At 72.1% G+C, this 15,738-nt stretch carries 13 protein-coding genes; 5 read left to right on the top strand and 8 right to left on the bottom strand.

Annotated elements, in window-relative coordinates:
* Positions 1-63 precede the first annotated feature (63 nt).
* The gene (locus GA0074692_RS22860; RefSeq protein WP_176738728.1) at positions 64-1,695 is read left to right on the top strand and encodes a fatty acid--CoA ligase; all 1,632 of its coding nucleotides are present in this window, start codon (positions 64-66) and stop codon (positions 1,693-1,695) included.
* A 206-nt stretch (positions 1,696-1,901) separates the two neighbouring features.
* Here GA0074692_RS22860 and GA0074692_RS22855 read toward each other — a convergent pair whose 3' ends face one another.
* From GA0074692_RS22855 to GA0074692_RS22840, 4 genes are all read right to left on the bottom strand, one after another.
* Positions 1,902-2,915, bottom strand: a complete 1,014-nt coding sequence (locus GA0074692_RS22855) for an NADPH:quinone reductase (RefSeq protein ID WP_091647350.1) — start codon at positions 2,913-2,915, stop codon at positions 1,902-1,904.
* A 185-nt stretch (positions 2,916-3,100) separates the two neighbouring features.
* Entirely contained in the window at positions 3,101-3,748 is a 648-nt protein-coding gene (locus GA0074692_RS22850; RefSeq protein WP_091647348.1) for an HAD family hydrolase, read from the bottom strand.
* A gap of 137 nt (positions 3,749-3,885) precedes the next feature.
* A complete protein-coding gene (locus tag GA0074692_RS22845) occupies positions 3,886-4,710 on the bottom strand; it encodes an SCO6745 family protein (protein WP_091653949.1) in 825 nt (274 codons plus the stop codon).
* 307 nt (positions 4,711-5,017) lie between these two features.
* Complete coding sequence (locus tag GA0074692_RS22840; protein ID WP_091647345.1) at positions 5,018-5,668, bottom strand: FKBP-type peptidyl-prolyl cis-trans isomerase; 651 nt, start codon at positions 5,666-5,668, stop codon at positions 5,018-5,020.
* Positions 5,669-5,829: 161 nt separating this feature from the next.
* Here GA0074692_RS22840 and GA0074692_RS22835 point away from each other — a divergent pair, with 161 nt between their 5' ends.
* Positions 5,830-6,222 carry a PPOX class F420-dependent oxidoreductase gene (locus GA0074692_RS22835; protein ID WP_091647342.1) on the top strand — a complete coding sequence of 131 codons (393 nt, stop codon included), beginning with the start codon at positions 5,830-5,832 and terminating at the stop codon, positions 6,220-6,222.
* Positions 6,223-6,235: 13 nt separating this feature from the next.
* On the opposite strand, the gene ku is transcribed toward GA0074692_RS22835, so the two are convergent.
* Positions 6,236-7,309 (bottom strand): non-homologous end joining protein Ku, encoded by a 1,074-nt coding sequence (gene ku / locus GA0074692_RS22830; RefSeq protein WP_091647339.1) that lies wholly within the window; start codon positions 7,307-7,309, stop codon positions 6,236-6,238.
* Positions 7,310-7,423: 114 nt separating this feature from the next.
* Here ku and ligD point away from each other — a divergent pair, with 114 nt between their 5' ends.
* Together ligD and GA0074692_RS22815 are read left to right on the top strand one after the other, a co-directional pair.
* Positions 7,424-9,247, top strand: coding sequence for a DNA ligase D (gene ligD / locus GA0074692_RS36145; RefSeq protein ID WP_245730732.1), 1,824 nt, complete (start codon positions 7,424-7,426; stop codon positions 9,245-9,247).
* A gap of 79 nt (positions 9,248-9,326) precedes the next feature.
* Positions 9,327-11,309: a family 43 glycosylhydrolase gene (locus GA0074692_RS22815; RefSeq protein WP_091647334.1), complete on the top strand. Its 1,983-nt coding sequence runs from the start codon at positions 9,327-9,329 to the stop codon at positions 11,307-11,309.
* Positions 11,310-11,496: 187 nt separating this feature from the next.
* On the opposite strand, the gene GA0074692_RS22810 is transcribed toward GA0074692_RS22815, so the two are convergent.
* On the bottom strand, positions 11,497-12,498 hold the full coding sequence (locus GA0074692_RS22810; RefSeq protein ID WP_091647332.1) for a 3-oxoacyl-ACP synthase III family protein: 1,002 nt from the start codon (positions 12,496-12,498) through the stop codon (positions 11,497-11,499).
* A gap of 256 nt (positions 12,499-12,754) precedes the next feature.
* Positions 12,755-13,573, bottom strand: coding sequence for a type I methionyl aminopeptidase (map, locus tag GA0074692_RS22805; protein ID WP_091647329.1), 819 nt, complete (start codon positions 13,571-13,573; stop codon positions 12,755-12,757).
* Positions 13,574-13,663: 90 nt separating this feature from the next.
* Here map and GA0074692_RS22800 point away from each other — a divergent pair, with 90 nt between their 5' ends.
* Complete coding sequence (locus GA0074692_RS22800; protein WP_091647326.1) at positions 13,664-13,930, top strand: helix-turn-helix domain-containing protein; 267 nt, start codon at positions 13,664-13,666, stop codon at positions 13,928-13,930.
* A gap of 40 nt (positions 13,931-13,970) precedes the next feature.
* On the opposite strand, the gene GA0074692_RS22795 is transcribed toward GA0074692_RS22800, so the two are convergent.
* Positions 13,971-15,650 carry a DNA repair helicase XPB gene (locus tag GA0074692_RS22795; RefSeq protein WP_091647323.1) on the bottom strand — a complete coding sequence of 560 codons (1,680 nt, stop codon included), beginning with the start codon at positions 15,648-15,650 and terminating at the stop codon, positions 13,971-13,973.
* Positions 15,651-15,738 lie beyond the last annotated feature (88 nt).

Genomic DNA, 15,738 nt, shown 5'->3' with positions numbered 1-15,738 from the left:
AATCTACGGGGTTCCCAATGTGATGTCCGCGACACTAGTTTGTTACCCATGCGTAGCACCATGATGGACACTCCGCTCCAGGTTGCCCGGATCCTCGAGCACGGCGCCACGGTGCACGGCACGGCCGAGGTGGTCACCTGGACGGGCGCGGAGCCCCGCCGGATGACGTACGCCGAGGTGGCCCGGACGGCCGCCCGGCTCGCCCACGCGCTGCGCAACGAGTGCGGGGTGACCGGTGACGAGCGGGTCGGCACCTTCATGTGGAACAACAACGAGCACCTGGTGGCGTACTTCGCGGTGCCCAGCATGGGCGCGGTGCTGCACACCCTGAACATCCGGCTCTTCCCGGACCAGGTCGCCTACGTCGCCAACCACGCCGAGGACCGCGTGGTGCTGGTCGACAGCACCCTGATCCCGCTGCTGGCCCGGGTGATCGGCGAGATGACCACGGTGCGGCACGTGGTGGTGGTCGGCGGCGGCGACCCGGCGCCCCTGCTGGCGGCGGCCGGCGACCGGATCGTCGTACATCACTGGGACGCGCTGCTGGCCGACCGCCCGGAGGTCTACGACTGGCCGGCGGTGGACGAGCGCGACGCGGCGGCGCTCTGCTACACCTCCGGCACCACCGGCCACCCGAAGGGGGTGGCCTACTCGCACCGCTCGATCTACCTGCACTCGCTCCAGATCTGTCTGCCCGAGGCGTTCGGGCTCGACCCGTCCACCCGGGAACTGGTCATCGTGCCGATGTTCCACGCGATGTCCTGGGGCCTGCCGTACGCGGCGTTCCTCTCCGGTGCGTCGTTGGTCATGCCGGACCGGTTCCTTCAGGCCGCGCCGATCGCCGAGATGATCGCCACGGAACGGCCCACGCTGGCCGCCGCGGTGCCGACCATCTGGACTGACCTGCTGGCGTACCTGGACACCCACGAGGTCGACGTTTCCGGGCTGCGCGAGGTCATCGTCGGCGGCTCGGCCTGCCCGCCCGCCCTGATGCACGCCTTCGCCGAGCGGTACGGCATCGAGCTGGTGCACGCCTGGGGAATGACCGAGATGTCACCGCTCGGCTCGGTGTCCCGCCCGCCGGCCGGGGCGACCGGCGAGGACGCCTGGCGGTACCGCTACACCCAGGGACGTGTCCCGGCCGGGGTGGACGCCCGGATCGTCGGTCCGGACGCCACGGTGCTGCCCGCCGACGGCACCTCCGTCGGTGAGCTGGAGGTACGCGGCCCCTGGGTGACCGCGCGTTACCTCGGTGACGAGGCCCCGGACGGGGAGAAGTTCCGTGACGGATGGTTGCGCACTGGCGACGTCGGCACGCTCTCCCCGGACGGCTTCATCGTGTTGACCGACCGGTCCAAGGACGTGATCAAGTCCGGTGGCGAGTGGATCTCGTCGGTGGAGTTGGAGAACGCCCTGATGGCCCACCCGGCCGTGCTTGAGGCGTGTGTGGTCGGGGTGCCGGACGAACGGTGGGACGAGCGACCGCTCGCCACGGTGGTGTTCCGCGAGGGGGCCTCGGCCACCCCGGAGGATCTGCGCGAGTTCCTCGCCGGGTCGGTGGCGCGGTGGCAACTGCCCGAACGGTGGGCGTTCATCGAGGCGGTGCCGAAGACCAGTGTCGGCAAGTTCGACAAGAAGGTCGTCCGGGCTCGTTACGCCGACGGCGCACTCCAGGTGCACGAAGTGACGGTGTAACAGTTCTCGGCACCCCGGCGCATGAGGGGGTAGGGCGGAAGACTGCTACCCCTCCCCCCAAGAGGCGGCCCCGGCGTTCGCACCGCGCCGGGGCCGCCCACTAACGCGGGTCCTGCCCGCACCTGAATTGTTGCGAAGCCTTCTCGCGTTTACCGCCGGTCGACGTGTTCGTCCCCCGGTCGGCGGAAACCGCGGCGATTCGCCGGTCAGGCCGCGCTGGTGCTGAGCAGCACCTTGCCGACCACCGACTCCTCCACGCTGCGGTGCGCCGCCGCCGTGGCGTCGAGCGGATAGTGGTGCAGCGGCAGACCGGCCTCCTCGCCCACCCGTACGTGCCCCTGGGCGACCGCCGCCGTCACGTCCGTGATCGCCTGCTCCTTGGCCGACCAGGGCATGGTGTAGACGAGGACGAACTGCCAGCGCGCGTTCGGCAGCATCAGCGCCCGGATCGGCAGGCTCACCTGGTCGCCGCCGTCGTCGGCGTAGACGCTGACCACCGCGCCGGCCCGCAGGATCCGTACGTCGGTGGCGGCGTTACGGGCGGCGGAGACCTCCACGATCGCGTCCACCCCGTCGGGCGTAACCCGGCGGACCTCCGCCACCACGTCCTGCTCCCGATAGTTGATCACGTGGTCGGCGCCGGCCGCCGCCGCGAGCAGGGCCTTCTCCGGGCTGCTGACGGTGGCGATCACCGTGGCGTCGGCCCAGCGGGCGAGCTGCACCGCCGCGTTCCCCACCGCGCCGGCCCCGCCCTGCACCAGCACCACCCGGCCGGTCAGCGCCCCGGCGTGCAGCCGCTGCGGCGTGGTCTCCCCGGCGGTCAGGCAGCGGTGCGCGGTGAGGAACGGGATGCCCAGGCAGGCCCCCAGGTCGAAGGAAGCGTCGCCGAGCGGCACCGCCTGCCGTGCCGGCACCACCGTGTACTCGGCGGCGGTGCCCCACGGGCGCCGCCAGGCCGCCTCCCACACCCAGACCCGCTCGCCGATCAGGTGCCGGTCCAGCCCGTTGCCGACCGCCTCGATCACCCCCGCGCCGTCCTGCCCCGGGGTCTGCCAGCCCTCCGGCAGCGACCGGTCGCGACGCGCCTTCCAGTCGGTCGGGTTCACCCCGGCGACCGCCAGCCGTACCAGCACCTCCCCGGGACCGGGTTCCGGCACCGGCCGGTCGACCACCCGGAGCACCGAGGGGTCGCCGTTGCGCTCGTACACGATCGCCTTCATCCCGTCCCCTCTCCTCCCGGTCGGGCGCTGCCGTACCCGACCGTGCCCCGATCATGCCGGTTTCGGCAGCAGGCCGGGGGGTCAGCCGGCCGCCGTCGCCCGGCTGACGTAGTCGATCAGTCCCGGCGTGGGGGCCGCCGGTGGGAAGAGGCCTGGTCCGACCGGCGTGGCCGTGGTGGGAACCATCAGCCGGCGACGACCTCCGGGGTGAGCGCGCCGATCGACGGGAGCACCACGGCGGCGAGCCGTTCGGCGTCCGGGTCCAGCGGGTACGCCCCGTGCGGCACCGCCACCACCCGCATTCCCGCCGCCGCGGCGGACCGTACCCCGTTGGAGGAGTCCTCCACCGCCACGCAGCGCGCCGGTTCCACGCCGAGGCGCGCGGCCACCGCCAGGTAGACGTCCGGAGCCGGCTTGCCCTGCGCCGTCTCCTCGGTGGAGAGGGTCGCGCCGAAGGTGTCGGTCAGGCCGGTCGCGGCCAGCGCCGCCGCGATCAGCCGGGTCGGTGAGGAACTGGCCAGCCCCAGGGGCCAGCGGGTGGCTAGCTGACGCACCACGTCGTCGGCCCCGTCGATCAGCGGGACGTGCTCGGCGTACCGCCGGGTCATCTCCTCGACCACCTCGGCGGCCACCTGCTCGGCGGTCCGGTCGACGCCGAGGTCATCGCTGAGGTAGCGGGACCACTCCCCGGTGCTCATCCCCATCAGCCGGCGCTGGGTATCCGGCTGCCAGGTGCCGCCGTGCGCCGCCACGTACGCGCGGCGGACCTCCTCCCACACCGGCTCGGAGTCCACGATCACGCCGTCGAGGTCGAAGACCACCGCATCCGTCACAGCTCCCCATCCTGCCGTGTCCCGGGCCGGTCAGCCGGGCGGGGCCGGCAGACCCCGGATCGCCCGGCGGGGCCGGCAGACCCCGGATCGCCCGGCGGGGGCCGGCAGCGGCCGGATCAGTCCGGCAGGGCCGGGGGTCAGTCCGAGAGGGTCGGCAGGCCGATCGGGTTGTCCGGGGGGATCATCGTGTGGCAGCGGCGGGCCAGTGGTTCGAGCAGTTCCCGGAGCCGTTCGACGCGCTGGGCGCCGAGCGCCTGCCACGGGTGGGCGGCGGCCCGGTTGGTGGCCTCCTCGACCGCCCGGAAGCCGGCCCGGCCCTCCTCGGAGGGCTTCCCGTCCGGGGTCAGCCAGCCGCGCTCGACCAGCCGGGCCTGGGCCGCGTGCCACTGCTCCTCGGACCAGCCCCGGCCGGTCAGCATGATCGGCTGTAGGCCGTCGGCGACCCGCCAGGCCAGCGTCTCCACCGGGTCGAGGCCGGCGGCGACCAGCGCCGCCACGTGCCCGTCGCCCCGGTGCTCGCGCAGGGTGGTGGCCGCCTGCCAGAGCCGGGCGAGCGGGTACTCGGCGCGGGGCAGGGCAGCGTTCGCCGCGCCCAGCACCCGGCCGCCCGGCTCCACCGCCGAGGCGGCGGCCTCCAACAGTTCCGCCGCCTCGGCCAAGTGTGCCTCGGGCAGTTCGTACGTCAGCTCGGCGAGCGCCTGCACCGCGCCGGTGAGCCGGGCCCGCAGCGCCTCCGCCGGGGTGGCCAACTGCCAGACCGCCGGCAGCGCCCGACCGACCACCTGCGGGGCGAAGGTGAAGAAGGCCGCGACGACCGGGGCGGCCTCGGTCGCGCCCAGCGGCGCGGTCCGCCCGGCGAAGTAGCCACGCCAGTACCCGCGCAATCCGACTGCCTCGAACGCGGCTCGGGAGCGGGGATGGAAGTAGGTCACCACGTGCAGCGGCTCGTAGTGGGTCCACATCGACCGGGCGGTTCGCCCCGGATCGTCCAGTGACGTCACGTGCACCTCCGCGTCCGGCGGGTGGTCGCCACGCGGCGCTGCGTGGCGGATCCTGAACCTACTGCCACCGGTCAAGCCGCCGGAAGGCTCCTGTGGTCCACACCGCACGAACCGTCCACCCGTCCCACCACGATTTCTTCCCGCCAATACCGGGCGATGATCCACTCCAGTTACGGCAAATCGGGGTGTCCGATCGACCGGATACCCCGACATACCGCAAACGGAGTGGATCACCGCCCGGGCGGACGCCACCGGCCGACGGCACTGGTCACTGGGCGGCGAGGACGTCCACCACGAAGCGCAGCGGGCCGGCGGGGCCACCGTTGGCACCGTCGCGATACGCCAGCTCGGCCGGGATGTCGAGCTGTACCCGGCTGCCCACGTTCACCCCGACCAGGCCCTGGTCCCAGCCCGGGATCACCCTGCCCGCGCCGACCGGGAACTCGAACGGCTGGCCGGTCTTCCAGGAGGCGTCGAACTCCTCGCCGGTGGCGTAGAACACCCCGACGTAGTTGACGGTGAGCTGCTGGCCCGCCTTGGTGGCCGGGCCGGTGCCCTTGATCAGCGGGGTGACGGTGAGTTTCTTCAGCTCGCCCGAACCCTTGGTCACGGCCGGCTTGGTGCCCAGCGCCGGGTCGGCGCCCTCGGGCAACTGCGGAGTGTCCGCCGCCGGCGCGTCCGCCGAGGCGCTCGGCGAGGAGGTCATGGCCTGGTCCGCCGGCTCGTCGTTACTCCCGAAGACCACGAACGTCCCGACGATCACGCCGACCACGACCAGGCCGGCGAGCGCGCCGAGCATCGACTGTCGGCGGCGCTTCGCCTCGGCGGCCTTCTGTTCGGCCAGCTTGGCGGCGAGCCGCCGCTCCGACTTACTCGCCGTGCTCTGGCTCGAGGACCGCTTATCCGTGCGCTCACTCACGTCGAGGACTCCCTGTCGCGATGGAAGGTGGGTCGGCGCCGGTGCCGGGCCGAAGTCGACGCAAACGGTACCCGGATCGATGCCCTGCGGGCAGGGGTGCCGGCGGCCCCGACGCCGGTCATCGGGCTGTGGGTGGGCGGGGCCGACGGTAGATTCGGCGCATGGCGTTCCTCACCGCAGACGACATTGCCCTCCTGAACGAGCCGCAGCTGGCCCACGTGGCCACGATCGACGCCGACGGCACCCCGCACGTCACCCCGGTCTGGGTGGACACCGACGGCGAGCACGTCATCTTCAACACCGCCAAGGGCCGGGTGAAGCACCGGAACCTGGAGCGCAACCCGGCGGTGGCGATCTCCGTCTCCGACCGGGCGAACGACTACCGGACGCTCTGGATCAAGGGCACCGTCGAGCTGGTCACCGAGGGCGCCGACGAGCACATCGACAAGATGACGAAGAAGTACCTCGGCCAGGACACCTACCCGTTCCGCAAGCCGGGCGAGGAGCGGGTGATCGTCAGGGTCACCCCGACCCAGCGGCTGCGCCAGGGCTGACGTACGACCGGGGTCAGGCGGTCTTGCGTGCCGCCTTCTTCGGGGCGGCCTTCCTGGCCCCGGTCTTCTTCGCGGCGGCCTCTTTCTCCGCCGGCTCGGCCTTCTTCACCGCCGCCTTCTTGGGGGCGGCCTGCTTCGCCGTGCTCTTCCCCGCCGCCTTCCTGGCCGGGGCCTTCTTGGCTGGCGTCTCGTTCGCCGCCGTCTTCTTCGCGGGGGCCTTCTTCGCCGGAGTCTTCTTCGCCGGGGCCTGCTTCGCCGACCGGGCGGCGGAGATCGGCGTCGGCTCGCCGCCAGCCGGCGGCTCCTCGCCCCGCGCCGCCCGGGCCCGTTCCACCGACGCCCGGAGCGCGGCCATCAGGTCCACCGCGGCGGCCGGGACCTCCTCGACCTCCTCCGGCTGGACCACCTCCCGCCCCTCCACCTTGGCGTCGATGACCTCCTGCAACGCGGCCCGGTAGTCGTCGGTGAAGGCATCCGGCTGGAACTCGCCGGCCATCGAGTCGATCAGCGAACTGGCCATCGCCAGCTCCGGCGGCCGGACGGTGATCTCCTCGTCCAGGAAGCCGAAGTCCGGTTGGCGTACCTCGTCCGGCCAGAGCATGGTGTTGAGCAGCAGTACGCCCTCCCGGACCCGCAGGGTGGCGAGCTGCTCCCGCTGGCGCAGCGCCACCTTGACGATCGCCACCCGCTCCGAGTCCACCAGGGCGTCGCGCAGCAGCACGTACGGCTTGGTCGCCGCCCCCTCCGGCTCCAGGAAGTACGCCTTGTTGTAGAGGATCGGGTCGACCTGCTCGGCCGGGACGAACTCCAGTACGTCGATCGCGTGCGAGGTGCTCAGCGGCAGGTCGGCGAAGTCCTCGTCGGTCAGCACCACCATCTCGCCGCCGCCGATGTCGTACCCCTTGGCGATGTCGTCGTAGTTGACCTCCTCGCCGCAGACCGAGCAGGTGCGCTTGTACCGGATCCGGCCGCCATCGGAGCGGTGCACCTGGTGGAACCGGATGTCCTTCTCCTGGGTGGCGGAGTAGAGCTTCACCGCGATCGAGACCAGCCCGAACGAGACGGCGCCCTTCCAGATGGCCCGCATGCTGGCGCTCCTCTCCCCGCTTCTGACCAGGATCGCAAATGATCGAAGGTGACGCGAGGCGTTCACCGGCGAACTACAGTCGGTGTCGTGCCGGGCCGCCCGCCGCTGAAGCCGATGCTCGCGACGAGCGGGCCGCTGCCGACGGGCCCGGACTGGACGTACGAGTTCAAGTGGGACGGCGTACGCGCCCTGGCCGACATCACCACCGCCGGCCAGCGCCTGTACGCCCGCTCGGGGGTGGAGATCACCGCCGCGTACCCGGAGCTGGCGGGCCTGCGCGAGCAGGTGGACGACGCCCTGCTCGACGGGGAGGTGGTGCTCCTCGGCGCGGCCGGGCAGCCCTCGTTCACCGCGCTGGCCGAGCGGATGCACGTACGGGACCGGAATCGGGCGGCCCGGCTGGCGGCGGTCGCCCCGGTGACGTACATGATCTTCGACCTGTTGCGGTTGCGCGGCGCGGACCTGACCGGCTGGCCGTACGCCCGGCGGCGGGCGGAGTTGGAGTCGCTGGCGCTCGGCGCGGCCCGGTGGGCGGTGCCGCCGAGCTTTCCGGACGGCCCGGCCACCTACGAGGCGGCCGGCGAGCACGGGTTGGAGGGGGTGCTGGCCAAGCGGCTCGACGGGCCGTACCGCGCCGGGGTGCGCTCGCCGGACTGGGTGAAGGTCAAGCTGGAGGTGACCGGGGACTTCGTGGTGGGTGGCTGGCGGCCCGGCGCGCGGAAGATCGGCGGGTTGCTGGTCGGGGTGCCCCGCCCGGACGGCCCGCTCACCTATCGGGGGCGGGTCGGTGGCGGGATCGGAGCGGCCCTGGAACGGGCGCTCCTGGCCGAGCTGGAACCGCTGCGTACCGCCGGATCGCCGTTCGATGGTGGCGTGCCCCGGGAGGACGCCCGGGGCGCGATCTGGGTGGAGCCCCGGGTCGTGGTCGAGATCAAGTACGGCCAGCGCACCCCGGACGGTCGGCTGCGCTTCCCCCGGGTACTCAGGCTGCGTCCGGACAAACCCCCGAGGAGGTCGACGATGCCGGGTGAGCGGCTGCGCGTGGAGGTGGCGGGACGCTCGCTGGAGCTGTCCAACCTGGACAAGGTGCTCTACCCGGACGCCGGCTTCACCAAGGGTGAGGTGATCGACTACTACACGCGGGTCGCCCCGGTGCTCCTGCCGCACCTGCGGGACCGGGCGCTGACCCGGATCCGCTACCCGAACGGGGTGGCCGACAAGTCGTTCTTCGAGAAGAACAAGCCTGCGGCCACCCCTGACTGGGTGCGCGTGGCGACCCTGCCCGCGCCCGGTTCGACCAAGGGACGGGAGACCATCGACTACGTGGTCGCCGACGACCTGCCGACCCTGGTCTGGCTGGCCAACCTGGCCGCGCTGGAACTGCACACCCCGCAGTGGCGGATCGGCGCGCACCCGGACATGCTGGTCGTCGACCTCGATCCGGGGCCACCGGCCGGACTGCGGGAGTGCTGCCAGGTGGCGGTGCTGCTGCGCGATCGGCTCGCCGACGACGGGCTGGACAGCTACCCGAAGACCTCGGGCAAGAAGGGCATGCAGTTGTGCTGCCCGGTGGCCGGCACCCAGTCCGCCGACCTGGTCTCCGACTACGCCCACCGGGTCGCCCGGGAGTTGGAGAGCGCCCACCCGAAGCTGGTCGTGTCGCGGATGGCGAAGAATCTGCGCCCGGGGAAGGTCTTCATCGACTGGAGTCAGAACAACGCGGCGAAGACGACGGTGGCGCCGTACTCGTTGCGGGCCGAACCGGTCCCGTCGGTCTCCACGCCGCTGACCTGGGACGAGGTGGAGGCGGCGGCCTCTGCCGGCCGGCGCGACGGGTTGCGCCCGTTCATCGCCGCCGAGGTCCTGGCCCGGGTGGATGAGTACGGCGACCTGCTCGCCCCGCTGCTCGACGGCGGCCCGGAGCTGCCCACCCGCTGACGCCCCCGGTTGCTATTCGATGTCCATCGATGCGACGCTGGCGGAAATCTCAGTCGGCGCCTCGAGTGGGAGATCGTCCATGAAACGGCTCATGTCCCGCCTGCTGGCGGCCGCGTTGCTCCTGCCGCTGCTGGCCGTGCCGGCCCAGCCGGCCACCGCCTCCACCCCGTTCCGCAACCCGCTCAACCCGGGCGCGGACCCCACCATGACCTACTTCAACGGCGCCTACCACCTGGCCACCACCCTCGGCGACCGGATCGGCATCTGGAGCTCGCCGACCCTGGCCGGGCTGGCCACAGTCCCCGAACGGACCGTGTGGCGGGATCCGGACCCCAGCCGCAACAAGCAGGTGTGGGCCCCCTCGATCCACCGGTTCGTCCGGCCGGAGGGACCCCGGTGGTACATCTACTACACCGCCAGCGACGGCGTCGACGCCAACCACCGCAACTACGTCATCGAGTCCGAGGGCGACGACCCGCGCGGCCCGTACCACTTCAAGGCACGGATCGCCGACGACGGGGAGTACGCGATCGACGGTGAGCCGTTCGTGCACAACGGCACGATGTACTTCGCCTGGTCCGGCCCGGGGCGGGGGATGGGCGGGCCGCAGCAGCTCTACCTGCGCCGGATGACGAGCCCGTGGACCACGACCGGCAACCGGGTGGCCCTGCCCGCCGACGGCGGCTGCCACGAGGTACGCGAGGGACCGACCGGACTGCGCGGCCCGGGACGGCTTTTCCTCGTCTACTCCACCTGCGACACCGGCAAGCCGGACTACCAACTCTGGATGAAGTCCATCGCGGACGGCGCCGACCCGCTGGTGCTGTCGAACTGGCGGCAGCACCCCGGGCCGGTCCTCGCCCGCAACGACGCGGCCGGGGTCTTCGGGCCCGGCCACAACGGCTTTTTCCGCTCGCCCGACGACACCCAGGACTGGATCGTCTACCACGGCAAGACCACCTCGGTGTACACCTACGAGGGGCGCACCACGCGCGCCCAGCCGGTCACCTGGAACAGCGACGGCACCCCGAACTTCGGCCGCCCGCTCGCCCTGTCCGCCACCCAGGCGCCACCGTCCGGGGACCCGTGGGCCAGCCAGGAACCGGGTGCGACCCGCAGTTACGTCTCCGCCGAGCAGCGGCACCACTTCGACCGCGCTCCCGACGGCATGCTCACCCACTGGTGGTGGGACCCGGTCGACCGGACGGTACGCCGGGACGTGTGGGGCGGTCCGATCGCGGGCCGGCCGGTCGGCTACCCGGTCGGTGCCGAGCAGCACGTCTTCGCCCGTACCCCGGACGGTCGGCTGCGGCACTGGTGGTGGGCGCCGGGCGGGAGCGTACGCCAGGAGGACTGGGGGCCGGGCCTGGCCGGCGATCCGACCGGCATGGTCACCGCCAACGGGCAGAAGCACGTCTTCGGCCGCGCCCCGGACGGCCGGCTGGCGCACTGGTGGGCGGAGCCCGACGGCAGCGTCCACCGGGACACCTGGACCGGCGGGGACGTGGTCGGCAACCCCGTCGCGTACGCCTTCGGCGACGAGCAGCACGTCTTCGCCCGGGGCAGTGACAACTCGCTGCGCCACTGGTTCTGGTTCCCCGGAATCGCGAACAACCTGCCGGGTCTGGACGATTGGGGAGCGGTCGGCCGGGTGCACTCCGACCCGACCGGGTTCGCCTTCGGCGACCAGCAGCACGTCTTCTACCGGACCGCCGACGGCAGCGTCGAACACCGCTTCTTCGACCACGGCGACTGGGCCCTACGGACCGACAACTGGGGTGGCGCGGTCGTCGGCTCGCCGTTCGCCATCCGGCAGGGCCAGACGCAGCAGGTCTTCGCCCGGGGCACCGACGGCGCGCTGTGGCGGTTGGTGTGGCGGCCCGGTGGCTCGGTGACCGCCGACCGGGCGACCGCCGGTGCCACCACCGACCCGGTGGCGCTGGCCTGGCGCGACGAGACGCACGTGCTGGCCCGGGGCGCGGACGGAACCCTGGTCGACTGGCACTGGCAGCCCGCCGGCGGCGCGGCGCCCACCTCCTGGGGCGGCCAGGTCGCCCCCTGACCAGCCGGCACGCGCCGGCCCGCAGCAGGCGCGCTGGCTCGTGTCCGGACCGCGTGCCGCCCCTTGGCCTGGCGTCCCTGACGCTGGCGCGCCGGCTCGCGCCCGGACCGCCGGCCGCCCCTCGGCCCGCAGATCGTGGACACTTACCGTCCTGACTGGACGGTAAGTGTCCACGATTCGGCCAGGTTCAGGGGCGCCAGCGCACGGCGGCGGCTGCGGCGAGGTCACCGGCGTGGGCGAAGCCGGCCAGCACCACCAGATCGCCCGAGCGCGGCCGCCCCTGCCTCAGCGTCTCGTGCAGGGTGATCGGCACCGCCGCGCCGAAGAGGTTGCCGTACTCGTCGAAGGTGTCCGGATGCCGGGCCGGGTCGATGCCCAGGGACCTGCGCCAGTTGGTGAGGAAGAGCCGGTTCGGCTGGTTGGTGACCAGTAGGTCGATCGCCGAGGTGGTTACGCCGAGGCGGTCGCAGAGCCGGCCGACCACCTCCGGTACGAGGGCATTGCCCCGCTCGATGATCGCCCGGACCTTGTCGGGGGTGAACGACACGTCGAGCTGGCTGTGCCCCGGCTCCCAGTAGCGGCGGCCGTCTTCCAGCCGGACGCCCATGTCCCCGGCGAACTCGCCGATGTTGCGCAGTTCGATGTCGAGGATCGGCGACTCGTCCCCCACCCGCAGGTAGCCGATCCCGCAGCCGTCGCCGGGCACCGAGGCGTGCGAGCGGCGGCGGACCTGGGACTGGGCGAACATCTGCCCGGCGGTGTTCTGCACGCAGCAGACCAGCGCGGTGCGGGCCTCGCCGGTGCGCAGGATCTGTCGGGCGGTCCGGAGCATGTGGACGAAGGAGACGCAGCCGCCGTTGTGCACGTCCAGCACCCACCCCGGGTCGACCCCGAGCCGGTGCGCCACCGCGGCTCCCGCGCCGGTCCACGGCAGGTCGGGCAGTTGGACGTTGGTGAGCAGGACGTCCAGCGGCCCGTCGCCCTGTTCGGCGGCGCGGTCCAGGACCGGGCGGGCGGCCTTCTCGATCATGTCCACGGCGGTCTCACCCGGAGCCACGTGCCGCCGGTGTCGGGGCGACCGGAACATCACGCTCTCCCGGAGCGCGTCGTCGTCGCCGCCGTAGAAGTCCACCGTCACCCGTCGTTCCGGCAGGTAGCTGCCGATGTCCACCAGGCTGACCGGGTTCACGCGGCATCCCCGGCTCGGTGGGATTGACTGACCAGCCGGAACCGAGGATCGGGTCTATCCATCGAAGATCGCCCCTGTCATGCGGGTGGTGCGGACGTCCTTCGCTCGCGGCTAATCGTCGCCGGGAATTCGTCCCCGCACAAGTGGACCGCTCGTCCGGCTGTGATCGACTCCGTTCCGGCGAAATGGGGCTGTCACGGGCGCCCGAGACCGCGGTTTCGGCGAAGTGGGGCTGTCCAGGAGGGCCCGGACGTGCTCAGGAAGCGGTGGTGGGCTTCTGGGTGGGGTCGGCCGCAGGGGAGTCGTCAGTGGGGCGGCGGGTCAGGACCTGGGGGCCGGCAGCCGTGATGGCGACGGTGTGTTCGGAGTGGGCGGTGCGGGAACCGTCGGCGGAGCGGATCGTCCAGCCGTCCTTGTCGAACTTGATCTTGTCGGTGGAGCGGCAGAACCAGGGCTCGATGGCGATGGTGAGGCCGGGGTCGAGTCTCAGGCCGCGGCGGGGGCGGCCGTCGTTGGAGACGTGCGGGGCCTCGTGCATGGTGCGGCCGATGCCGTGGCCGCCGAACTCGGCGTTGACGCCGTAGCCGTAGGAGTGGGCGACCGCCCCGATCGCGGCGGAGATGTCGCCGAGGCGGCCGCCGGGCTGGGCGGCGGTGATGGCGGCCTCCAGCGCGACCTCGGTGGCCTCGATCAGCTTCAGGTCGGCCGGGTCGGGGGTGCCGACGATGACGGAGAGCGCGGAGTCGGCGACCCAGCCGTCGATGCTGACCGCCATGTCGATGCTGAGCAGGTCACCGTCCCGCAGGACATAGTCGTGCGGCAGGCCGTGCAGCACCGCGTCGTTGACCGACAGACACAGCACGTTGCGGAACGGACCGCGGCCGAACGAGGGAGCGTAGTCCCAGTAGCAGGATTCGGCGCCACGTTCGGAGATCCGGCGGCGGGCGTGGTGTTCGAGGTCCATCAGGTTGACGCCGACGGCGGCGACATCGCTCAGTTCGGCGAGCAGTTCGCCGACGAACTGGCCGGTCACCGCCATCCGGCCGATCTCCTCGGCGGACTTGAGCTCGATCACGGCAGCCTCCCTCTCCGGGCCCGGTATTCTTATACCGGCATTTTTATACCATGCCAGGTCGGGGATGGTCCGGCGGGATATCCTGCTGGCATGGTTCGCCAACCACTCACCGCCGAACAGATCGCAGCGGGCCAGCGCCTCGGAGTCGCCCTCCGGGCCGCACGTTCCGGCCGCAGCCTCGTCGAGGTGGCCCTGGCGGCCGGCATCTCCCCCGAGACGCTGCGCAAGATCGAGGCGGGCCGCCTTCCCGCACCGGCGTTCGGCACCGTGGTCTGCCTCAGTCAGGCCCTCGACGTCCCCCTCAGCGACCTGGCCGACGTCTGGCTGGCCGACATGCCCGTCCGTCAGGCGTCCTAGAGGCCGTTTGTCAGGCGTCCTGAGAGACCAGTCCTGCTGTTCAGTCGACGGTCGGGAGCTTGGGGCCGAGGACGTCGTCGGCGTCGACGATCGTGTACGCGTACCCCTGCTCGGCGAGGAAGCGCTGCCGGTGGGCGGCGTACTCGGTGTCGATGGTGTCCCGGGAGACCACGGTGTAGAAGTGCGCCTGGCGTCCGTCGGCCTTGGGGCGGAGCACCCGTCCGAGCCGCTGGGCCTCCTCCTGCCGGGAGCCGAACGTGCCGGACACCTGGATCGCCACCGCCGCCTCGGGCAGGTCGATGGAGAAGTTGCCGACCTTCGAGATGACCAGGGTACGGATCTCGCCCGACCGGAACGCGTCGAAGAGCCGCTCCCGTTCCTTGTTGGTGGTCGAGCCCTGCACGATCGGGGCGTCCAGGTATTCGCCGAGCTGGTGGAGCTGGTCGATGTACCCGCCGATCACCAGCACCTGCTCGTCCGGGTGCCGTTTCACGAGGGCCCGAACCACCGGCAGCTTCGTCCGGGCGGTCGCCGCCATCCGGTAGCGCTCGTCGGGCTCGGCGGTCGCGTACGACAGCCGTTCGGCGTCGGTCAGGGTGACCCGTACCTCGGTGCACTGGGCGGGGGCGATCCAGCCCTGCGCCTCGATGTCCTTCCACGGTGCGTCGTACCGCTTCGGGCCGATCAGGCTGAACACGTCGCCCTCCCGGCCGTCCTCGCGGACCAGGGTCGCGGTCAGGCCGAGCCGGCGACGGGCCTGGAGGTCCGCGGTGAACCGGAAGATCGGCGCGGGCAGCAGGTGTACCTCGTCGTAGATGACCAGGCCCCAGTCGCGGGCCCCGAACAGGTCCAGGTGGGTGAACGCGCCACCGCGCCGTGAGGTGAGCACCTGGTACGTGGCGATGGTGACCGGGCGGATCTCCTTGCGCTCGCCCGAGTACTCGCCGACCTCCTCCTCGGTCAGCGAGGTGCGGGCGATCAGCTCGCGCTTCCACTGCCGGCCGGCGACCGTGTTGGTGACCAGGATCAGCGTGGTGGCCTTCGCCTCGGCCATGGCCGCCGCGCCGACCAGGGTCTTGCCCGCGCCGCAGGGCAGCACCACCACGCCGGACCCGCCGGCCCAGAACGCCTCCACCGCCTCCCGCTGGTACGACCGCAGCGTCCACGGGCGGATCCCGTCCTTGCCGGACTCGGCCAGCTCGATCGGGTGCGCCTCGCCGTCGACGTACCCGGCCAGGTCCTGGGCGGGCCAGCCGAGCTTCAGCAACGCCTGCTTGAGCCGACCGCGCTCGGACGGGTGCACCGCGATCGTGTCGTCGTCGAGCTTCGCGCCGAGCATGCCGGCCAGCTTCTTGCTCTTGGCGACCTCGATCAGCACCACCCGGTCCAGCGCGTGCAGCACCAGGCCGTGCACCGGGTCGTTGACGAGCTGGAGCCGGCCGTACCGGTCCATGGTCTCGGCGACGTCGACCAGCAGCGCGTGCGGCACCGGGTAGCGCGAGTACTTGAGCAGGGCGTCGACCACGCCCTCGGCGTCGTGGCCGGCGGCTCGGGCGTTCCACAGTCCCAGCGGGGTGAGCCGGTAGGTGTGCACGTGCTCGGGAGAGCGTTCCAGTTCCGCGAAGGGCGCGATCGCCATCCGGCAGGCCTGGGCGTCCGGATGGTCGATCTCCAGTAGCAGGGTCTTGTCCGACTGCACGATCAGTGGTCCACCGTTCACGCCGGGTCCTCCCGCTCTCACCAGGTGTTTCGCCGTCTGCGTCACTGTCGGCTCCACCGAGCGGCGGAATCTGGGCGACCCTCCAGTC

The sequence above is a fragment of the Micromonospora pallida genome, from assembly GCF_900090325.1.
Classification (GTDB): domain Bacteria; phylum Actinomycetota; class Actinomycetes; order Mycobacteriales; family Micromonosporaceae; genus Micromonospora; species Micromonospora pallida.
This window is presented reverse-complemented; position numbering and strand designations above follow the sequence as displayed.